Genomic DNA, 22,946 nt, shown 5'->3' on the forward strand with positions numbered 1-22,946 from the left:
GCCTTCTAAGCTTAGGTGCTTAGAAGGCTTTTCTATTTTATAAGCTTAGTTTTGAACGCAAGTAGGCGTTGATGAAGATATCAAGATCTCCATCCATAACCGCTTGCACATTTCCTGTTTCCGTGCTGGTACGGTGGTCTTTTACCATTGAGTACGGATGGAACACGTAGGATCGAATTTGTGATCCCCAGCCAATTTCCTTCTGCTCGCCACGAATTTCCAAAAGCTCTGCTTCTTGCTCTTCAATCTTTTTCTGATAAAGCTTGGCTTGAAGCATTTTCATCGCACGCTCACGGTTTTTAATTTGCGAACGCTCAGTTTGACACGTTACCACAACATTCGTTGGTAAGTGAGTGATACGGACGGCAGAGTCAGTCGTGTTAATATGCTGTCCACCGGCTCCACTCGCACGGTACGTATCGATTTTCAGATCTTCTGTACGAATGTCGATTTCGATTTCATCGTTGAATTCCGGCATGACTTCACATGAAACGAAAGAAGTATGACGACGACCTGATGAATCAAACGGAGAAATACGAACGAGACGATGAACCCCTTTTTCTGCCTTTAGGTAGCCGTAGGCATTATGGCCTTTGATGGCTAGTGTAACACTTTTAATTCCAGCCTCGTCACCTGGTAGGTAATCAAGCGTCTCCACCTTGAAGCCCTTCTTCTCTGCCCAGCGTGTGTACATACGAAGAAGCATCGAACCCCAGTCCTGTGACTCGGTTCCACCTGCACCTGGATGAAGTTCAAGGATCGCATTGTTTTTATCATATTCTTCACTTAATAGAAGCTGTAGTTCGAATTGAGCCAGACGCTCGGAAAATTCCTTCAGCTCAGTTGCCAGATCGTTTTGCATTTCTTCATCTGCTTCTTCACGAACAAGTTCATAGGTTAGATCTAAGTTTTCGTACACTTCGTACAGGTCATGAAATTCATGCACCTGGTCCTTTAATGCATTGGATTCTGAAATCACCGCTTGCGCTGCTTGCTGGTCATTCCAAAATTCGGGTTGAAGCATGACATCGTCAAGCTCCGCAATACGTGCCTCTTTGTTTTCTAAGTCAAAGAGACCCCCTAAAGTCCGCTAATTTCTTAGCTGTTTTTTCAAGCTCATTACGAATATCTGCTAATTCCATGATTGTGCCACCTCTATAAGAATTTTAAATGAATCGTTTTCCATAAAAAGAGGACGGTAGATTCTGTTGCTACCGACCCTCTATTTTATTATATTTGTGTAGATTTGGAACTTGAGTTGGGTATTCACCCAAATGCCAAACATCCAGCCACTTTTATTGCCTCTAGTCTAAGCTTCCGCAGCAGTTTTTATACTTTTTGCCGCTTCCGCAAATACATGGGTCGTTACGGCCAACATCCATTGCTTTGGTTACTGGCTTTTTCTTGACTGCCTTTTCTCCGTCTTCCTTCGGGTTCACCGCTTGGCCCTTTGCTACTTCTTGGCGCTCTAGGTTGTTACGGATCTCCGCCTTCATGACGTATTTCGCTACATCCTCTTCAATGGCTCCGATCATGCTCTCGAACATTGCAAAGCCTTCGTGGTTGTATTCGCGAAGCGGGTCGATTTGACCATATGCACGTAGGTGAATTCCTTGACGAAGCTGATCCATTGCATCAATGTGGTCAATCCACTTCGAGTCAACGGCACGAAGCACGACAACCTTTTCGAATTCACGCATTTGCTCGAATGAAAGCTGCTCTTCTTTTTCGTCGTAGCGCTCCTTCACTTTGGCAAGAATCAATTCTGTCATGGCCTCTGGCTCTTTATTTTTCAAGTCTTCAACCGTTACGTCACCTTCGTGAAGAAGATTTCCGTTCACGTAGTCAATGATTCCTTGTAGGTTCCATTTGTCACGGTCCTCAAAGCTTGGTGTGTGAACTTCAACGCTACGGCTTATGACTGTTTCAATCATTTTCTCTACGATTTCACGCAGGTTCTCAGACTCAAGAACTTCATTTCTTTGAGTATATAAAATTTCACGTTGCTGACGAAGAACATCGTCGTAAGAAAGAAGCTGCTTACGCGCATCGAAGTTGTTTCCTTCTACACGTTTTTGTGCCGATTCTACCGCTCTTGATACCATTTTACTTTGGATCGGCTGAGAATCATCCATTCCAAGACGTGTCATCATCGCCTTCATATTATCAGAACCGAAGCGGCGCATCAGCTCATCTTCCATAGAAAGATAGAACTGAGTGACCCCTGGATCTCCTTGACGACCCGAACGTCCACGAAGCTGGTTATCAATACGACGGCTCTCATGGCGCTCCGTACCAATAACGGCTAACCCGCCAACCTCTTTTACACCTTCGCCAAGTTTAATATCTGTACCACGACCAGCCATGTTCGTAGCGATAGTTACCGCTCCTCTATGACCCGCTTCCGCAATGATCTCTGCCTCGCGCTCGTGATTTTTTGCGTTTAATACATTATGACGAATACCCTTTTTCGTTAGGTATCTAGAAATTAATTCTGATGTTTCGATCGCAACAGTACCAACAAGTACCGGTTGACCCTTACTGTTTCGCTCTGCAATATCCTCCACAACCGCACGGAATTTCCCGTCCATCGTTGCGTAGATTAAATCGGCACGATCATCACGAGCGATCGGACGATTCGTTGGAATCACAACCACATTCATATTGTAAATATTGCGGAATTCCTCTTCCTCTGTTTTCGCTGTACCCGTCATTCCTGACAATTTTTCATACATACGGAAGTAGTTCTGGAATGTAATCGTTGCAAGCGTCATGCTCTCGTTTTGAACCTCAAGACCTTCCTTCGCTTCAATCGCTTGGTGAAGTCCATCGCTATAGCGACGCCCTTTCATCAGACGACCCGTAAATTGGTCAACGATCACAATTTCGCCGTCCTGCACCACATAGTCCACATCTAAATGCATGCTTGCGTGTGCCTTCAGCGCTTGTCCGATATGATGATTCAACGCGACGTGACGAATGTCGAATAAGTTTTCAATCCCAAACGCACGCTCCGCTTTGTTGATTCCATCTTCCGTTAGCTGAACACCCTTTGTCTTTTCATCGTACGTATAGTCTTCCTCTTTTTTCAGCGTACGAACAAACGCATTTGCTTGAATATAAAGAGCTGTCGACTTTTGAGCCGAACCAGAAATGATCAATGGTGTACGCGCTTCGTCAATTAGGATGGAGTCCACTTCGTCAATGACCGCGTAATAAAGCGGACGCTGTACTTTTTGCTCTTTGTACAGAACCATGTTATCGCGAAGATAATCGAATCCAAGTTCGTTATTCGTGGAATACGTAATATCACAAGCATATGCGGCTTGCTTTTCTTCTTTTGAAAGGCCGTTTGTATTTAAACCAACCGTTAAGCCTAAGAACGTATAAAGCTGACCCATTTCAGTCGCGTCACGGCTTGCTAAGTATTCGTTCACCGTTACGACGTGAACGCCTCTTCCAGACAAAGCATTTAAGTATACAGGCATGGTAGACGTTAACGTTTTCCCTTCCCCCGTCTTCATCTCGGAAATATTCCCTTCATGAAGAGACGCGCCCCCCATGAGCTGAACAGGATATGGGTATAATCCAAGAACACGTTTCGCCCCTTCGCGAACAACAGCAAACGCTTCAACAAGCAAATCATCAAGCGACTCGCCATCTTGATAACGAGACTTGAATTCTTCTGTCTTTGCACGAAGCTCATCATCGCTCAACGCTTCCATTCTTGGTGCCAATTTTTCAATTTCTTCACTCAGTTTGGTTAGGCGTTTTAATTCTCTTTTATTCGGATCAAACACTTTATTTAACATTCCAAGCATTTAGAACGCTCCTTTTTGGTAATGGCTATTATGAAAAAAATTCGCCAAGTTGCACGGCGAAACTTCGTTATTTGAATGTTTACCTATTATTTTATCACTTTTGGGACATTAGTGCCAATAAGAGCCAGAAAGTGTTTACTTTAAATACTCGTCCTCTTCTAGTTCAATCTGGAGGTCTTCTAAAATCAACGATCGTAGCTCCCGTAACTCCGGAGCTAGCGTGGTCTTTAAATCCTTGACGGTTCTTCCAAGACTAGTAGCCGATACGCCCGTTTCTAAGGCAAACTCATTAATCGTCAGGTCCACTAACGGGTGAACCTCCATCGCCACATACTGAACAGCAGCCACATACACAGACTTATTTTTCACCTGCTTTGGCTTGATTTGACAATAACGATTCCAGAGCGCGATTCCCGTTCCTGTTAATTCTGGTGGAGAACCATAGCTCTTAAACTCTTGTACTAACAGGTCCGCTATCACCTTGTGTACAGGAAGTGGCCAGCTGAAGTTGTCGATGTTCACTTCAGCAGATAAAAACTGAATTTCGTTCATCACATAGAGTAGCTGATTTTTCAAAAACTCGATTGGATCATCGTACTTACTTTCAGCAAACTCCTGCTTGATAAACTCCTCATCCCTTTGATCGGACTCCCCTTCAAGATCAAAGAAGGTCGGGAAAAAGATCCACTCCTTACGGTAAGGAACAATAAATCCGAAGATGAAGGAATTTGGCTCGGCCGCTGATGGCTGAAGAAGCTTAATATGAAGCTGCTCATCGGTCAGCGTGTCCTTCATCTTTACACTTGTTGGGGTAAGCTCCAGCATTCTCCCTGCTACCGGGCGTGGATTGTGCCAGGAAGCGACGATGTCTCGTAAACTCGCTCTTGTGACCGTTTTATCACGATGATGGATAAAGTCTTGTAAAAACGTCTGGTTTTGGTCCACTAGTTTGAAAAGAGCAAACCACACCGTGTGGATAAAACCAAAAAATTCAATTTCCTTTTCGTCGTCCACTAGCGCAGGAAGGACATATGTATCAAAATCCTCGTCAATTTCATCACCGTACATATAATCCACATCGCTGATGATCTTTGCCTGAATTTGCTCAATCTCACGTTCAATGAGTGAGTTAATAGAAATGGCTTCCTTTAAGCCACAACATTTTTTATATTTTTTCCCGCTCCCACATGTACATGGTGCATTTCGGTTAAATGATGCTGCCATTCGGTTCTCCTTCTTTATCAAGGCTCTTTTCTTAAACTTTGTTGTTTGGAGATAAAAAACCTTAACCTGAGCTACAATACATAGCAAAATAGACTCCAATTGTAAGAAAAGAGCTTGCATTCTTAATTTCAAGCACAAAATAGCTTGTTTCCACGTTAAAATCGGCTTTTAGATTTTAACAACAATCTATGTGAACATAGCCTTTAGCTCAATCTCTTACCCTTTAGTGTAAACGATTCTGCTAGAATACAAAAGCGGTTCGGTAGAAAATGGTTCGCGTTTTTCCAAATAAAAAGCACTTCTTCGTTTTGAAGAAGTGCTGGGCTATTACTTTACTAGTTCTAACTCAATTGGGATAAACTCCTCTACAGTCTCACCATTTGCTACTTTAATAGCAGTAGTGATTCCGTTCTGACCAATAAGAGCTGGTTTTTGTGCAACAGTTGCTGTCATTCTTCCGTCTTCTACAGCCTTAACTGCATCATCCGTTGCATCAAATCCAACAACAACTACATCTGTTAGACCTGCTGCTTCAATTGCTTGAAGAGCACCGAGTGCCATTTCATCATTATGAGCAAATACTGCTTGAATGTCTTTGTTTCCTTGAAGAATATTCTCCATAACAGATAATCCTTTTGCCCGATCAAAATCTGCTGTTTGTTTAGCTGCAACTTCTAACGTACTAACTGCGTCAACTGCTTCATGGAAGCCAGCACCTCGTTCACGTGCAGCTGATGAACCTGGTATTCCCTCAATTTCTACCACTTTTCCTTCATTTCCGATTTGCTCAAGAATAAATTCACCAGCCATCTTTCCTCCAGCAGCATTGTCAGAAGCAATGTGTGAAATGACTTCCCCACCTTCAGCACTTCGATCTAACGTAATTACTGGGACACCTGCACTATTTGCAGATTCAATGGCTGCCACTACAGCTGCTGAATCTGTTGGGTTAACAAGCAATACGTCTACCCCTTGTTGCAGTAAATCTTCGATGTCATTTACTTGCTTTGCTGAATCATTTTGTGCATCTACCACTACGATCTCAATTCCTTGTGCCTTCGCTTCTTTTTCAGCACCTTCTTTTAATGTCACAAAGAACGGATTGTTTAAGGTTGAGATAGAAAGACCGACTTTAACGGTTTCACTTTTCGTTCCACTTGCTTCTTTTGCCTCTTTAGTTGAACCTGGAGGCTCTGTTGAACAGCCAGCTAACAATATCATAAACATCGCAAGAAATACGAAACCTTTAAACATATTCTTCATATAAAAGACCCCCTAATAATAGTTGAATGGTTTATGCTGCTTTTTTTCGATCTAGTAAAACGGCAAGTAAAATGACACCTCCTTTAACCACTTGTTGATAAAAGGAGCTCACATTCATGATGTTTAATCCATTATTTAATACTCCAATAATTAGAGCACCTATTAACGTTCCAAAAATCCAACCTCTTCCGCCTGAAAGACTTGTTCCTCCTAGTACAACTGCTGCAATGGCATCTAATTCATAGGAAGCCCCTGCTGTCGGTTGAGAAGAATTCAATCGTGAAGCTAGAATAATCCCTGCTAATGCGGATAAAAAGCCAGTGATTGAGTAAATCCAGATCTTCACTCGATCGACACGAATACCAGAAAGTATTGTTGCTTCTTCATTCCCACCAATCGCATACACTCTACGTCCAAATGTCGTTTTCTTTAAAATAAAGTATAAAATGAAGTATGCCGCCATCATATAAATCACAGGTACAGGAATCCAAGACACATACCCTTTTCCCATCATTTCAAATAATGCATTATCAGATAGTCCTGTAATCGGACGTCCATCTGAATACACCAACGTTAAACCTCTATAAATAGTCATGGTTGCAAGTGTTGCAATAAATGGAGCAACCTTCCCTTTTGTAATGATGAATCCATTAATCGCACCCATGATTGCTCCTGCCAATAACCCAATTAATATGGCTAAGATTGGATCCATTCCTCCAGCTAGTAAACTAGCAGTTATCGCAGAAGATAAGGCCAAGATCGAACCAACGGAAAGGTCAATTCCACCAGTTAAAATAACAAAGGTCATACCAAACGCAATAAGTGCATTAATCGATACCTGTCGCATAACATTTAGGATATTATCAACCGTCATAAAATTATCGCTAACTATAGCTAAAACAAACGTGATGATAAATAAACCGATTAACGGTCCCAATTTTTGAAGATTTGATATCTTTAATGAGGACGCTTTCATTTTACTTCCCTCCAGTTGCTGCTTGCATGATTTTTTCCTGATCTGCTTCGTTTCTCGATAAGGTTGCTGATACCTTTCCTTCATGAATAACTAGAATTCGGTCACTCATCCCTAATATTTCAGGCAACTCCGAAGAAACCATAATAATCGCAACACCTTGTTTTGTAAGTTCGTTCATTAATTGATAAATCTCTTTCTTCGCCCCAACGTCAACTCCTCGCGTTGGTTCATCTAAAATTAAGATCTTCGGTTGAATTCCTAACCATTTTCCAATTACGATTTTCTGTTGATTTCCACCGCTTAGTGATTTAACAGATAAATGCTGGCTTGCTGTTTTTACGTGCAGCTTTTGGATGAGGTCCTCCACAAAGTCTTCTTCTTTTTTGGCAGAAATGACACCCTTATTAGATACCCTCGAGAAGTTGGTTAGCGTAAAGTTTTCTCGAACAGAAAGCCCAAGAACAAGTCCCTCATTCTTCCGGTCCTCTGTTATAAAGCCAATTCCATGCTGTATGGCCTCGTAAGGAGATTTGATATTTGTTTCCTTTCCATCAATGAACACTTTCCCACTTGAAAGAGAGCGGTATCCGAAAATGGCCTCCATAATTTCTGTTCTGCCTGCTCCCATCAGACCTGCTACACCAAGAATTTCCCCTTGTTTAACAGAAAAGCTAATTCCTTCAAAACTTCCTTTGCTCGTTAAATTCTCGACTTGCAATCTAGTAGAACCCAGCTCCGAAACCCTTTCTGGGAAACGTTCACCTAACTGTCGCCCTACCATCATTTTGACAATCTCATCAAAGTTGGTTTCTGGAATCGCCTTCGTTCCTATAAACTGACCATCCCGGAGAACAGAAATACGATCACAAATTTCAAAGATTTCATCCATCCGGTGAGAGATATAAACAATCCCGACACCTTGCTCTCTTAAGGAATTAATTACTTGAAAAAGAGCGTGTATCTCTCTGTCTGTCAAGGCAGCGGTTGGCTCATCCATAATTAGTACCTCTGTGTGAGCTGCAACAGCTCTAGCAATCTCGATCATTTGCTGTTGACCGACTGAAAGAGTACCTGCTTCCACATCTGGATCGATATCAATTCCAAGGCGATTTAAGTATTCCTTCGTTTTTGTCTTCATTTCTTTATACTTTATAATCCCAGTCTTCCCGATCGTTAATTCTTTTCCTAGAAACATATTTTCTGTAACAGATAGATAAGGGATAATATTTAGCTCCTGATGAATAACAGCAATTCCTGTATGTTCAGCTTCTTTCGTATTTTTAAATTGGACCTCTTTTCCTCTAACCAAAACCGTTCCAGCATCTCTTTCGTAAATCCCTGTTAAAATTTTCATTAACGTTGATTTACCCGCTCCGTTCTCACCCATTAACGCGTGAACTTCCCCTGGTAAAATCTCAAATTCGACATTTTCTAACACCCTATTACCCGAAAACGCTTTACTAATTCCGCGCATCTGAACTAAAGGTTGTTGTGTCATTTAGAAAGTCACTCCTGCATGTAGAATAATGTTGGCATAAGGTGTGATTTCCCCTGTACGAATCACGGCTTTTGCTTGTTTCGTTTGTTTTTTAAATTCTTCATGGGACACATATGTAATTGTTTGATGTTGGAGTAAATCAACAAGATTTTGTTTCACACTAGGGTTTTTTTCGTGTATTTCTTCAGCTAATGTGATTTTTTCAACCACCATATCCTCCAAAATAACCTTTAATGTATCAATAAAAGTAGGAGTACCTTGTTTTAATGAAAGATCGATACGAATCGTTTCATCAGGGATTGGTAATCCACAATCGGCGATCACAATCGTATCTGTATGACCCAATCTAGATAAAACCTCTGAAATATGGCTGTTTAACATTCCTTGTTTTTTCATTTGTCTCCACCCTTTCTTACGTTAAGAAACTCCTCTACCTCTGCTTTTGTAGGCATTCCACCTTGAGCTCCAAGCTTTGTGACAGATAATGCCCCTACAGCATTAGCAAATGTACAAGCTTCCTCTAGTGACATTCCTTCACTTAGTGACAATGCAAGTGCCCCATTAAAGGAATCTCCTGCTCCCGTTGTATCTACCACATCTACTTTGAAACTAGGAATCTCTTTTTCTACTCCATCTTGAAATAGCATGATTCCTTTGGACCCCTTTGTAACGATACACTTTGCTTTAATCGCTTTCAGTTCTTCCTCCGTCAATTCCGGTGAGCTCAACAATAACTCTTGCTCATGCTCATTTGGGGTTATGTAATCGATCTGTTCTAATAGCTCCTTCGGTAAGGCCTGAATCGGTGCTGGATTTAAAATGACTTTTACCTGATGCTTTTTGGCAATTTTTACTGCCTTAACGACACTTTCTAATGGTATTTCTAGTTGGAGAAGCAGGATATCACTTTCGGCTATTACCTGCTCAAAGCTTTGAACATACTCAGGGGTGACAGCGAAATTCGCTCCTGGTACAACAATGATACTATTATCACCGTTTGATAATGTGATGGATGCCGTTCCAGTTGTCGTATGTGTAACCGGTTTCACATACGACGTAATGACTCCTTCAGTTGTTAAACCTTCCTTCAGTTGGCTTCCAAAAGCATCTTCACCTACACAACCTATCAACGTAACCTCTGCTCCAAGTCTCGTTGCAGCAACCGCTTGATTGGCTCCTTTTCCACCTGGAATGGTGAAAAAGGATTCCCCCATTAACGTCTCGCCTAGTTTTGGTACTTGGCTTGTTTTCGTGACAAGATCCATATTAATACTACCTATAACTAGTACCTTCTTTTTCAATTCACTCACCTCTTGTTTTAGTTGATTGACCTTTATTTATAGTCACTTCTAACTGATGATGCTTCTTCTCAATGACCCTACCCTCAATTAAATCTAGTAGCGTTTGAGCAGCTACCGAGCCAATTTCATAGATCGGTTGAGCAATTGTTGTAATTTCTGGATTGGTCATCTTACAGAGACTGATTCCATCAAAACCTATAACTGAGAGATCTTCAGGAATCTTTTTCCCTAGCTGCATGGCCGCTTTAATGACTCCAACAGCCATTAGATCATTTCCGGCAAAAATTCCATCAATATCTGGGTTCTCGTTTAACAACTTTCTCGTCTCCTCAGTCGTTTGTTCAATATTAAAGTTTCCACATCGGACGTAGTCTGTTTCAAACCATGACTCACTTTCTACTTCATTCAGGTAACCAAGGTAACGATCTTCCGCACTTGTGATATTTTTAGGTCCGCGAATATGGGCAATTTTCTTACATCCAGTTGATTTTAAGTATTGAACAGCTCTCTTGGCACCCTCTATATTATTTACCGATACACAAGGGATGGCAGGATCAATAAATCGGTCGACCGCAACAATGGGTATACCCTTTTCTTCTATGTATTGAGGAGTTAATGTTGAAGTCACGACGATTACGCCATCCACATACTTTTGCTTCATGACCTCAAAGTATTTCTTTTCTTTCTCTGAGTTATCATCAGAGTTACACAAGATTAATGTGTAATCTTTACTACTCAGAACATCCTCTATCGCTCTTGCCACCTCTGGAAAGAAAGGATTCGTTATATTTGGGACAATTAAAGCAATTGTCATCGATTGTTTTTTAAAAAGGCTGCGGGCAACCGAATTTGGTTTATAATCTAATTCCTTTATGACCTTTAAAACTTTTTTTCTTGTTTCTTCGTTTACATAGCCCGTACTATTTAACACTCTTGATACAGTTGCAACTGAGACCTTCGCTTCTTCTGCAACCTTCTTAATTGTACTCAATTACTTCACCTCAAGTTTCCAACTGTGTAATAGATGTGTAACCGGTTACACATTAGGTAAAAAAATAATTTATTGTTGATTAGATTTGTATGTAACCCGTTACACATATTGTAAACGCTTACTGTTTGAGTTGTCAATCATAAATATAATACTTTTTACACTTAAGCAAACCAATTAAAAAATCACTTAGGAACTTATTGCTAATTAGACTTTCTTATCTTTATAAAAAGGACTTCTCTCACAAGAAGTCCTTTCCGCAACACTTTATTTCTTCACAATAGCTGTCGCTTTTCCAACCACTAAATACGTTCCTACATATCCTCGTAATTCTAGCTGTACTTCTCCTGGAGTCCAAGTAAAGTCTGAACGTTCGAACTTGAAATGTCCTTTTTCAGCTTGCTTATATAAACCGTTATTATCTGTAACAGGAGATACACCATCTAATGTTACCGATGAGACATCAAATGTGGAGGCTTGAAATTCTTTTGGTAGCGTTGCTTTTACTGTAAAGATTCCTTTGTTTCCGTTAATCACTCGAGGTAATACCTCAAGAGAAACGGGAATATAGACAACCATTGTTTTCTGTACGACTGTTGACCAACCAGCAGCATCTGTTACTTTTACACTTAACTTGTATTCACCTGGCTGATTTAACGTCACTTGGTCTCCTTTTTTATACGTTTGACCGTTAAACGTTACCTCTTCTACTGCAATTCCAGATAGCTCATCTTTAGCTAGGTAGTCTAATGTAATTGTTTCCCCTAACTCGTACTGCCCTTGTACACCAAGTAATAGAGTTGGAGCTGTTTGATCAATCTTTACTTCAACTGATTTCACATCTTCTACATTACCTACAGAGTCAACAGAGTAGTAAGAAATGGAGTTAGCCCCTTCTTTATCTACAGTAAATGTAGTTCCCTCTACATAATCAGAGCCATTAACAGAATAATAGGTTGTTTTTACTCCACTATTCTCATCAGAAGCTACTAATTTAACATTTACCGCTTCCTTCACCCAAGTAGTCGGCAGGTCTGCTGTAGTAGTTGGAGCTGTTTGATCAATATTCACTGTGACCGTTTTTACTGCTTCTTTATTACCTGCAGCATCAACTGAGTAATAAGAGATCTTGTTTATCCCTTCTTCAGTCACTTCAATAGAAGTACCTTCTACATATTCTGAACCATTAAGTGAATAATAGATTTTTGACACACCACTTAATTCATCACTTGCCGTTAACTCTAGTGTAAATGATTGTGCTACTGTAGGGATTTCATTTACTTGCGTTGCTGGTGCTGTTTTATCCATTTTCACTAGTGCTGTTTTTACTTCCTCCATGTTGCCCACTTTATCAATAGAGTTGTAAACAATCTTGTTAATGCCTTCTTGAGTAACTAATACCACTGTTCCTTCAACGATAGGTCCATCATTTAATGAATAATACGTATGAGCTACACCCACTTCGTTATCCGTTGCGGTGAATTCTACTAACTCATCTTGGTTGACCCATTCAGTTGGAGCATTCACGGTTGTGACAGGTGCCTCTTCATCGATGATCAGCTTGGCTAACACGGTTTCAGAAGGCTTAGATTCTCCAAAAGAGTTACTGTAAGATGTTACATAATATAAATGATTAGCGTACGTTAGATTATTAATAGTGTAAGATAGATTATTAATTTTCTCAGCAACTAATACAGGCTCTCCATTAATCACTTCATAGATGTTATAGCCATTTGCGTAAGTAACGAAATCCCAAGTGATTCTTGCACTCGTATCGCTTAGAAGCTTTAAGCTTGCGGTAGGAACTCCCATTACAGGAAACACTACCTTCTCCGTAATCATATTTGACGGTACTGATTCTCCAAAGCGAGTACTGAAAGCAGTTACCTCATATGAATGAACACCTTCTGCTAAGTTATATATCTTATGGTTTAGTGCAGTTCCTTTATAAACCAATTCTTTTTCTGAACCCTTTACTTTGTACAAGCGGTATTCATTTGCCCAAGTAACAGCTGGCCAAGAGAACGTAAAATTATTTACAGTTTCCACCCTGTTGTTCACAACTGGAGCTTGTACAACTGGCCAAGTAAGATTAAAAGTAAGATTTCTTCCTTCAGGTGAGTCTCCAAAACGAGTGCTATAGGAATGTACGACGTATACATAGTCACCCTCTGGCATATTCGTAAACGTAGTTGATGTAGATGTAAGTGTTTTAATAAATTCTAATTTCCCATCAACTTTTTGATAGAGTTTGTAACTTGTCGCATACGTTGAAGCATCCCAGCTTAACTTAATATCATTTCCGTTCTCTATCGTTTTCGTTAATTTCGCTGGGGCTTGCATGATTGGATGTACCAGTGTGAAATCAAGCTCGCTTCCCTCGGGTGACTCTCCGAAACGATTACTGTAAGAACGAACAACATACTCATATTCACCCTCTGGCATATCTACAAATGTCGTGGTTGTTCCTGTTAATGTCTTTTGTAAAGTTCGTTCTCCATCTTTCACTAGGTAGACACGATATTCTGTTGCAAACGCCGAAACTGACCAAGTTAACTTAATATCATTTCCATTCAAAATTGTTTTTGCGAGGTTCGCTGGGGCCTGCATGATTGGATGAACCAAGTCTAAAGAGAGTTCGCTTCCCTCAGTTGATTCGCCAAAACGATTGCTATTTGAATGAACAACATATTCATAATTACCTTCTGGCATATTAAAAAATGTGGTTGATGTTCCTGTTACGGTTCTTTGGAAAACGAGTTTTTCATTTACCACCTGATACACCTTGTAATCTGTTGCAAACGTAGAAGCTGACCAAGTTAATTTTATGTCATTTCCATTCAAAATCGTTTTAGTGAGATTTGCTGGAGCTTGCATGATCGGGTAAACCAATTCAAAAGAAAGTTGACCAGACTGTACAGATTCACCAAAACGGTCACTATAGGAATGAATTTCGTATACATAATTACCTTCTGGCATGGTCGAAAATGCGGCTGATGTACCATTTACTTTACGAACAAACTGCTTTTCTCCATCTACCACTTGGTAGATTTGGTATGCAGTTGCGTACTGAACAGCATTCCATTTCAAAGTAATATCATTACCATTCATGATCGTGTAGCTAGCATTTTCAGGCTTAGCCATATCAGGATGTACTAACGTCCCCTCAACTGATGCTCCTTCAGGCGACTCACCGAATAAAGTAGAGTTAGCCTTAATACTGTAACTGAATTCTCCTTCTGCCACATTGGTTAAAGTTGTACTAGTCCCCGTAACCGTTCGTAGTAACACTTCTTCACCATCAACCAACTGATAGATCTTATAGTTATTTGCGTACTGAACAGTATTCCATTTCAGGTTAATATCGTTTCCATTGCTAATGGTATAGCCTGGATTTCCAGGAGTCGCTAGTGTTTGTCCACTTAACGTGAATTTGATAGCAGTTCCTACTTTTGATTCCCCGAAACGAGAGGAATAGGAATAGACCTCATATTGATAGTCACCTGGTGTCATATTTGTGTAGTTCAGACTTGTTCCAGTGATAGTATTCTTTAACGTTTTCTGGCCATTAATCACTTGATAAATCTTATAGCTAGTTGCATAATCGACCGTATCCCATTTTAGTGTGTATGAAGCTGCTCCAGTGATGGTATAACTTCCGTTTGCAGGTGATTTCATCTCTGGATGTACTAATGTTAGCTCGACAACAGCTCCTAAAGGAGATTCGCCAAATCTATTACTCAAAGCATGGATTTCGTATCTATAATCTCCAGCAGGAAGATTAGGAAGAGTTGCAGACAAAGAAGATGCCGTTGCTTTTAAAACTTTCTTCCCATCAATAATTTGATAAACTTTATAACTGTTAGCAAATTCAACTGAATCCCATTGAAAGCTAAGGTCATTACCATTCTTTATCTCATATTTCGCATTCTCTGGTGCCGCTAACACTACTTGATCTAAATTGAAGGAAATAACAGCACTTTCCCCTGATTCACCAAATCGAGTGCTATTGGTGTGAACTTCATACTTGTAATTTCCAGCTGGCATATTCGTATAGGTAACTGAAGTTCCTGTCACCGTGCTCTTTAATACTTTTTGGTCTCCAACTACTTGATAGACTTTATAATTCGTCGCATTTTCAGCCGCTTTCCAGCTTAATACGATATCATTACCATTTAATACTTTATACGCAAGTTCAGTAGGCGGGTTTACTTTTACTGTCTCGATAGTAAAAGTAACTTGTGTGCCCTTTTCAGATTCTCCAAATCGATCACTTGTTGAATGAACCTCATACCTATATTCTCCACTAGGTAGCATAGTAGCTGAAAAAGAAGTTCCAGTTACTGTTCCCTTTAATACTTTCTCACCATCCACCACCTGATACACTTTATACCCTGTTGCATAGGGTGCTGCGTTCCAACTAACCACTACATCATTTGTGTTTTGGATTTTCGCACTTACATTTTCCGGAGGAGCCATCTCGATAGATTGAACGGAGAAAGTAACCTCGCTACCTTCTACAGAACTTCCAAAACGTGAACTATTTGAATACACCTGATAGATGTAGTCCCCTGCAGGTAAATTCTTTAGTGTAATATTTGTGCTCGTTACTGTATCTACTAATTCTAACTGTCCATTTTTTACTGAATATACACTATAACTATTTGCAAACTCTGCTGCCTGCCACTTCAACGTAACATCGGTTACATTTGAAATCGTAAAAGATAGATTTGTTGGAGCTTTCATTTCTGGCTTTATCACTTCAACACTTATTGGGGATGAAGTCACTGATTCCCCGTAAAGTGGGTGGGATGAAGAAATCATGTAAGAGTAAGTACCTTCATCTACATTAGAAAAACTATACATTCTTGTATTAGTTGAGACAACAAGTGACTTTTCACCGTTATCTAATACCTTATATATGTTATATGACTCTGCATATTGGGAAGCTCCCCAGCTTAATACAACATCATTTCCATTTTGAATCGTTGCTGCAAAGGTTACTGGTGTTTGCATCTCAGGATATCTAATTTCTGTGCTTACCGGTGCTGATGGACCAGACTCCCCTTGACTAGATAATGTAGAAACTACGTATCTATAAGAGCCTTCTGGCAAATCTTTTAGATCATATGATGTGCCCGTTGTTGTTCCAAGCACCGTAAGCTGTCCGTCTTTAATTTCATAAACTTGATATCCACTTGCTCCAAATACGGGACTCCAAGTTAGCTTTCCATCGTCTGGAGTAACTGACTGATAAGCTAGATTACTAGGAGGAAGCATGGTTCCGGTATTGGCAGAAGCTCTTATACTAGCGATTGGGACAATCAATTGATAGATAAGCATAAGAACGACTAGAAGAACCGGAAGATTAAATATTCTTTTCAACATAAATTTACCCTACCTTTCATGTTAAAAAAGGCAAATAAAAAAGAACCCCATAAGAAAGGTTCATAGAAAAGACAATCTATGACTTCTTGTGGTAACTGGCTGCCATTCGCATTTCTGCGGGTAAGGCCCTCTTAGTTTTGCGTCTCACAGTTTCCCGTGATTTGCCCTTTTCACTTCATTAAGTACACTCATTTTTGTAACCGTACTATTACTATTATTTCACCTCCATTCATTTACGTTATAAATCTATTATCGGCAGTTAATGGGAGTTATTTAGGATTAACTACCTAAATTTAGTTCGATTATACCATTTTATTTTCACAAATAGATAGGTATTTGTATACAAACCTTTGGTATTTTGCATTGTTCAGCTTTATCTCAAAGAGAATCACTTAAGCTTTACATACCTATAACAGTATAAACTTCCCCACTAAAAAACCCCCATTACTGGGGGCTATACACAACTATTTCTTTTTCATATAATCAAGCACGTCCAAATCCATTTTTCCACGCTCTAACTCGCGCGCTTCAAAGTTCTCGGTATGTATATAACGAGTCAGTGCCTTGTGAACACTCTCCTCATCCACGTACAAATCCAAATATCCATGGCGTCTTAAGCATGCAATCAACTCTTCCTTCACATGCCCTTCAATCACTGCAATACGTTCTTCCTTAGGGGGAGCAAAGTATAGCTGTCGCAAACCAAATACGCGAATTAGTTCTTTTATCGGCTCCGGATGGTCGTCAACACGAAGATCAATGAATCGATCATTGTATCCACCATAACCTCCCGCTTCCTTCACCACCAATAGGGCCGCTGATTGCTGACCACGACTATCTCCACCAGCCTCTTGCCCTGCGTTCAAAGCAGCAAGTAAGCGCTCAGCAAGTGTTCCGCCTGTCTCTTGAAACATTTTAGCCATCGCTTGTACCGTCTGTTCGTCGACTAAAATATTCCCCTGTGCAGCAAAATTCTCTCCAGTAATTCCACCCGCCCATTCATAGCATTTTTCACCGGTAAAAGTAGCAGCATTTCCGTTTGCATCGATCACTCCAACCTGGCGAAGATCTCTGTCCTCATCCCGTGAGGTAATGATTTCGACCACCTCTTCGGCTGACTTTCCTTCTGAAAACAGCTGCAATGCCTCTGGACCATAAGATGTATTCGCGTAAGACTGTGTCGCAACAGCACCTACTCCAGCCTTCGCGAACGGCACCACGGCTCCCACTCCAAGAAACTTCGACTGTACCGCAATTCCCCATTCTTTTTCCTTTGGATCATAGCCTACGATTGAAAACGTCATGTTTCTTCCTCCCTCATCCTAAGTAGGTATAGTTTCACCTGAAGGAAGCCTTTGTTGCGCCAGCAACACCAGCTTCCGGAAGGAGAAACTATAACTTTACCCTAGGAAAATTCCCCCATAAACAAGCGCACCCGCTATCACATAGGCAGGGTGAACCTTTAGTCTTTCCATCAAAACAAAGGCAATGACACCAATTCCAATCGTCTGCCAAATACCCAATCCTTCGTATGAAGAGAAAAAGAAATCATACGTCATGACTCCTAATAAAACTGCAATGACCGGTCGCACCAATACGGTGAGTCGCTTAACCTTTGGTGATTCTTTATATTTCATCAACAAACCGAGTAAAGTGACCATTAAAATTAACGAAGGTGCCACCGTAGCAAATACGGCAACCACCGCTCCGAAAACCCCACCCACTTCATAGCCAATATAACCAGCCATTTTTGTTGCGATAGGGCCCGGCAAGGCATTCCCTAACGCGAGTACTTCACTAAATTCATTAACAGACAACCATTCATAACGATCCACCACTTCATTTTCAACCAGTGGAATCGAAGCTGGTCCTCCACCATAACCGAGAATTCCCGGAATAAAAAACGCCAAAAACAATTGCCAATAGATCATGCCGACGTCTTCTCCTTTTCCTTTGAATTCCCTTGATCTTTTTTCAATAATGCACTTAGTAATAAAGCGAAAATTATGATTGCAGGATGCACGTTTAAAAATTGGAGCAAAACAAGGCTAGCTACGACAAATATGAGTGTCCAGATCCAACCGAGACTAGAGCTAGATGATTTTTTCAAAAAATCCCAAGTTAATGTAGCAAGCATAACCGCAACGACCGGCACCACCGCCATGGACATGCCTCGCACCCATGCTTGATCCTTGTATGTATTCAATACATTTAGCAGGATAATCATTAAAAAAATACTTGGTAAGATTGATGCAAAAAGTGCATTTAGAAGTCCTAATACCCCGCCTACTCGATACCCAATATAACCGGCCATCTTCGTATTAATGGGCCCTGGCAAGGCATTGGCAAGTGCTAGAATATCTCCAAATTCATCCGAATCCATCCATTTGAACGTATCGACAACTTCCTTTTTCACAAGAGGAATTGATGATGGCCCCCCACCGTAGCCCAGAATCCCTGAGCGGAAGAAGGCGATAAATAACTGTCTGTGCTTCATAACATTCCTCCTAAATTATAAAAATTCAGATAGCTTTATCATACCAAATTTATGTGTTTTCGTTAACCGTTTATTTCGGGATTCGAGATATTTACAAAATCGAAACAAACACTAAACACTGTCGTTTTTTGTCCGATACATATGAGGTATGTACAACTATGGGGAGGACAGCAACATGCTAAAAAGAATATTTTTATTGTTCCTAGTCGTAAACGTTTTAAGCGCTTGTTCACTCGGAGCACAGCAAACAAAGACAGAAAAAGAATACAAAATTGGGATTCTTTTATCAGATAGTGGTCTTGGAGATGAATCCTTTAACGATTCCGCCTTCCGTGGCCTAGAACGCGCTCGTGACGAGTTTGGAATCTTATTTGATTATAAAGAAGCTCCAGATGGGAACTTCGAAGAAAAATTAAAAGAGCTTGTCGAGGAAGAAAATGACCTAATTATCGGTCTTGGTTTTTCTGTCAAAGAAGCCGTTGAAGCAGTAGCCAAAGAGAATCCAAAACAGCAATTCATGCTGATTGATGAAGTATCCGAGCTGGATAATGTTGTTTCTCTTACGTTTAAAGAATACGAAGGTAGCTTCCTCGTAGGAATGGTTGCCGCGATGAAGAGCACCACTGGAAAAATAGGATTTATTGGTGGCTTTGATGTGCCTGTCGTGAATCACTTTAAAGCAGGCTATATACAAGGCGCAAAATACGTGAATCCGAATGTAGAAGTAATAGTTGAGTACGCCAATTCCTTTGGTGATGCAACACTTGGTGGAAGTATTGCAGAAAAACAAATCGCTGCGGGTGCAGACTTTATCTATCCGGCTGCTGGATTCACTGGGTTCGGAGCACTACAGACCGCTCAAAAGCTAGGTAAATTGGCTGCGGGCGTGGATTCTGACCAATTTTTCGTAGCAGAAAAAGCCGTTACCACTTCCATGCTAAAAAATATTGATGTTGCCGTATACGATATTGCCAAAGAATTAAAGGAAACCGGGAAAATCGGTTCTTCCACATATGTACTTGGTCTTAGTGAGAACGGCGTTGGCCTAGCAGACATCCGTGTTGTTGAACTTTCTGAAGCAGAAAATCGTCAACTCGAGGAAGCAAAAGAGAAAATCATTTCGGGTGACATCACCGTCGAGATGGAATAAGGAGGGAATGACATGAAACTTAGATCTCGCTTACTCATCATCGCTATCATTCCACTTTTATTATCAACATTGATTATTGGATTTATGATTTCTCAGCTAGTTAGCATGCAAAGCTCAGCTAAAGATGATGTAGAAGTTTTACTACTAGTAGAAGATATTCAAGGTGAACTGGTTGTAGCGAAACAAGCACTCTCTAACTACACTTTTAATCAAAGTGAAGCAAACAAATCAGAAGCACTCTCGCAATTACAAAACATCGATGAGCAAATGGCAGCACTAACAAAAGTTATTAGAGTCGCTGAGCAGAAAGAGACTCTAGGGAAGGTGCAAGAGAAGTTTGATGCCCTAACTTCTGAGGTCGATGCGGGGTTTGGAAATCAGGATCCCTCTGCGATTAAAAGACAATCGATTCGTATTTCGGGTGTCTTAAATGATATGTACTTATTGGATAAGCTTACTGGAGAATGGTATGACGAAATGCTTCAGCAAACAGAGAAGAAAATTCAGTTTGTAGTCGTGTTTTCTATCATTGCAATTGTGATATTAATTGTATTATCTAGCCTTTCGACTTGGTTCTTGGCTAGACGGATAGCAAAACCGTTACGTGAAGTAGTAAACCATGCGATTAAAGTGGCAGACGGAGACCTCACGGTTGAAGTGGATGAGGTGAAGGAAGATAGTTCATATGAGTTGGACCAATTAAAATCTGCTTTTGCCCTTATGATTTCGAATGTCAGACAAACCGTTCAATCGATCGAGCAGGTTGGTGAACGTGTGACCGGCTTTACCTCTGAAGTGTCTGGTCATATGGTAAGCTTGCGTGAAATCAGCAACCAGGTGGCGGTTTCAACCGAAGAGCTCGCTCGCGGTAGCCAATCGGTTTCAGAAGATATTCAATCAACAGCTGGTTCTATGAGTGCAATGAACGAAGAGTTCTCTCGTGTTCAGAATAAAACCGAGCAATCATCACAGGCTGGTTCAGCTGCGTTGGATTCTGTTCAAACCGGCAGAGTGTCTTTAGAAAAGCAAGTCGAACTAGCCTCACAGCTCTCACAATCAACCGATCATATTAAAACATCCGTCGAAGGCTTCACACAGTTTGCAGGACAAATTGAGGAAGCAGCACGTTCGGTACGTGAAATCGCTGATCAAACGAATTTGTTGGCATTAAATGCAGCGATCGAAGCAGCACGAGCAGGAGAAGCTGGAAAAGGCTTTGCTGTTGTAGCAGACGAAGTTCGTAAGCTTGCAGATGATTCGACTAAGGCAACCGAACACATCACAACGATGGTGAGCCATATGAAAAAAGGAATTGCTACGATTGTGGAAGCAACGGAGCTTGGGTATGAGTTATCCAATCAACAGCAATCTTCTATGAAGGAAACAGAATCTTCATTTGAAGTGATTTCTATGAATGTGATGGCAATCAATGAGCAATTAGATGCGTTAGTTGAGGGAATGAAAACATCTAGCAGCATGAGTGCTTCGGTTATTTCTGCGATTGAGAATATTTCTGCGGTAACCGAGGAAACAGCGGCTGGAACGGAAGAGATTAGTGCTTCCACGGATGCGCAGCTTCAGGCGTTTGAGCAGGTGAATGAGAAGATGGAGCAGCTGCAGGAGTTGACGGTTGAGATGAAGAAGGAATTGGCGAAGTTTCGGTTGTAATGGGTAAAGAAAAGCTAACTCACGAGTCACCTTTCAATGACCTTTTGAGTTAGCTTTTTAATTTTTAGATGCTTGTTCATAATCGTTTGACTATCTAGTCCTCTACCTAACATGATTGGGAAGTATCTATTAATTAGATAGATAACAGGTAATAAAATGATGACAGTAAAAATCGTTACAGCAAATCCAAAAGTATTTAAATTTTCGATCGTGACACCAAGTTTGCCTCTTATCCACATATGATAAAGGTTAAATCCTAACGGAATATGCAATGCCATTAGAATTAAAGAATTTCTCCCTATATAATTAAGTAAGGAAATGAAAGACAAAAACTGTGATACAAAGATAACAAACGAAATACCGAATAAAGCAAACAGAAACTGGTGTAAGTACATTGCTATAGAAGGAATACCGATAAGTCCTATAACCTTCAGAAAAACAGATGGGTAAAATACAAAAATAACAAAAGCTAATGATAAAGATAAAATAACAGGAGATTTTTTTAAGTCTTTATCTAACATTCCAACAGTACGAAGTAGGTGTCCAATGCCAAAGAAAACTAGGTAAAATAGTGATTGGTCAATACTCCAAGGAAAAATCACACCAGAGGAAAGTGCTCCAAATTTCTGAACAACCAAAATGGAGCTGACCAAAGTCACAATCAGGATGAAATAATTGTTTCTCAACAATTTCGAAAGCCCAAAGTAAATCATTTCTATCACAAAAAGACTGGTCAGAAACCATAGTGGTTGATTAAAAAAGATATGATTTCGAGATGATAGAATCATGTCTTTACCTGCTCTAACAAGATCTACAGGCTGATTAAAAATGAATATTAAAAGAAAAAGACTTACGAAAGAAAAAAACAAATATGGTATGAGCAATGATCTTATCTTAGTAATTGTAAAAGATAAAAAGTCACCTTTTTTCATGGAGAAAAAATATCCTGATAAAAGGAAAAACAACGGCATATGAAAGCCATATATAATTCCCCGTATGGAAGGATCAAGGGGGGTGTGCCCCGCTATTACTAAAATAATTCCGATACCCTTACAGGCATCTAGCCACTTAATTCTTGTGTTGTTTGACATGATTCGACCTCTTTTGACAATTTTCAACACAAGAATTATACAATACAAAAGGGTTTTCGTAACTAGTTTAACTATATTGAA

Annotated in this window: 16 protein-coding genes and 1 riboswitch; of the genes, 2 read left to right on the plus strand and 14 right to left on the minus strand. The window is 40.3% G+C overall.

Annotated elements, in window-relative coordinates:
• Nucleotides 1-37 precede the first annotated feature (37 nt).
• From prfB to M3175_RS18035, 13 genes are all read right to left on the minus strand, one after another.
• Nucleotides 38-1,142 (minus strand): peptide chain release factor 2 gene (gene prfB, locus M3175_RS17975; protein WP_119710085.1). Its coding sequence is split into 2 segments (ribosomal slippage): nt 38-1,069 and nt 1,071-1,142, totalling 1,104 coding nucleotides; the frame shifts between segments, so codons are not numbered across the junction.
• Between the two features lie 162 nt (nt 1,143-1,304).
• The gene (gene secA / locus M3175_RS17980; RefSeq protein WP_251522049.1) at nt 1,305-3,821 is read right to left on the minus strand and encodes a preprotein translocase subunit SecA; all 2,517 of its coding nucleotides are present in this window, start codon (nt 3,819-3,821) and stop codon (nt 1,305-1,307) included.
• Nucleotides 3,822-3,956: 135 nt separating this feature from the next.
• The gene (locus M3175_RS17985) at nt 3,957-5,045 is read right to left on the minus strand and encodes an SEC-C metal-binding domain-containing protein (RefSeq protein WP_251522052.1); all 1,089 of its coding nucleotides are present in this window, start codon (nt 5,043-5,045) and stop codon (nt 3,957-3,959) included.
• A gap of 327 nt (nt 5,046-5,372) precedes the next feature.
• Nucleotides 5,373-6,308, minus strand: a complete 936-nt coding sequence (gene rbsB / locus M3175_RS17990; protein WP_251522055.1) for a ribose ABC transporter substrate-binding protein RbsB — start codon at nt 6,306-6,308, stop codon at nt 5,373-5,375.
• Nucleotides 6,309-6,339: 31 nt separating this feature from the next.
• Complete coding sequence (locus M3175_RS17995) at nt 6,340-7,284, minus strand: ABC transporter permease subunit (RefSeq protein ID WP_251522058.1); 945 nt, start codon at nt 7,282-7,284, stop codon at nt 6,340-6,342.
• A 1-nt stretch (nt 7,285) separates the two neighbouring features.
• Nucleotides 7,286-8,782 carry a sugar ABC transporter ATP-binding protein gene (locus tag M3175_RS18000; RefSeq protein ID WP_251522061.1) on the minus strand — a complete coding sequence of 499 codons (1,497 nt, stop codon included), beginning with the start codon at nt 8,780-8,782 and terminating at the stop codon, nt 7,286-7,288.
• Nucleotides 8,783-9,178 carry a D-ribose pyranase gene (rbsD, locus tag M3175_RS18005; protein ID WP_251522064.1) on the minus strand — a complete coding sequence of 132 codons (396 nt, stop codon included), beginning with the start codon at nt 9,176-9,178 and terminating at the stop codon, nt 8,783-8,785.
• A complete protein-coding gene (rbsK, locus tag M3175_RS18010) occupies nt 9,175-10,083 on the minus strand; it encodes a ribokinase (protein WP_285852340.1) in 909 nt (302 codons plus the stop codon). Before rbsK ends, rbsD begins: the two co-directional genes overlap by 4 nt.
• A 1-nt stretch (nt 10,084) precedes the next feature.
• Nucleotides 10,085-11,074, minus strand: a complete 990-nt coding sequence (locus tag M3175_RS18015) for a LacI family DNA-binding transcriptional regulator (RefSeq protein WP_251522068.1) — start codon at nt 11,072-11,074, stop codon at nt 10,085-10,087.
• A gap of 264 nt (nt 11,075-11,338) precedes the next feature.
• A complete protein-coding gene (locus M3175_RS18020) occupies nt 11,339-16,459 on the minus strand; it encodes an OmpL47-type beta-barrel domain-containing protein (protein ID WP_251522070.1) in 5,121 nt (1,706 codons plus the stop codon).
• A gap of 87 nt (nt 16,460-16,546) precedes the next feature.
• Nucleotides 16,547-16,635: riboswitch (cyclic di-GMP riboswitch) on the minus strand.
• A gap of 288 nt (nt 16,636-16,923) precedes the next feature.
• On the minus strand, nt 16,924-17,763 hold the full coding sequence (locus tag M3175_RS18025) for a DUF1028 domain-containing protein (protein ID WP_251522072.1): 840 nt from the start codon (nt 17,761-17,763) through the stop codon (nt 16,924-16,926).
• A 96-nt stretch (nt 17,764-17,859) separates the two neighbouring features.
• Entirely contained in the window at nt 17,860-18,390 is a 531-nt protein-coding gene (locus M3175_RS18030; protein ID WP_251522074.1) for a chromate transporter, read from the minus strand.
• A complete protein-coding gene (locus M3175_RS18035) occupies nt 18,387-18,956 on the minus strand; it encodes a chromate transporter (RefSeq protein WP_251522076.1) in 570 nt (189 codons plus the stop codon). The genes M3175_RS18030 and M3175_RS18035 overlap by 4 nt, the downstream gene beginning before the upstream one ends.
• A gap of 175 nt (nt 18,957-19,131) precedes the next feature.
• Here M3175_RS18035 and M3175_RS18040 point away from each other — a divergent pair, with 175 nt between their 5' ends.
• Both M3175_RS18040 and M3175_RS18045 read left to right on the plus strand, forming a co-directional pair.
• A complete protein-coding gene (locus tag M3175_RS18040; RefSeq protein WP_251522078.1) occupies nt 19,132-20,106 on the plus strand; it encodes a BMP family lipoprotein in 975 nt (324 codons plus the stop codon).
• Nucleotides 20,107-20,118: 12 nt separating this feature from the next.
• On the plus strand, nt 20,119-21,774 hold the full coding sequence (locus tag M3175_RS18045; RefSeq protein WP_251522081.1) for a methyl-accepting chemotaxis protein: 1,656 nt from the start codon (nt 20,119-20,121) through the stop codon (nt 21,772-21,774).
• Between the two features lie 26 nt (nt 21,775-21,800).
• Here M3175_RS18045 and M3175_RS18050 read toward each other — a convergent pair whose 3' ends face one another.
• Complete coding sequence (locus M3175_RS18050) at nt 21,801-22,865, minus strand: acyltransferase family protein (protein WP_251522085.1); 1,065 nt, start codon at nt 22,863-22,865, stop codon at nt 21,801-21,803.
• Between the last annotated feature and the right edge of the window lie 81 nt (nt 22,866-22,946).

The organism is Robertmurraya korlensis, from assembly GCF_023715225.1.
Lineage (GTDB): Bacteria > Bacillota > Bacilli > Bacillales > Cytobacillaceae > Robertmurraya_A.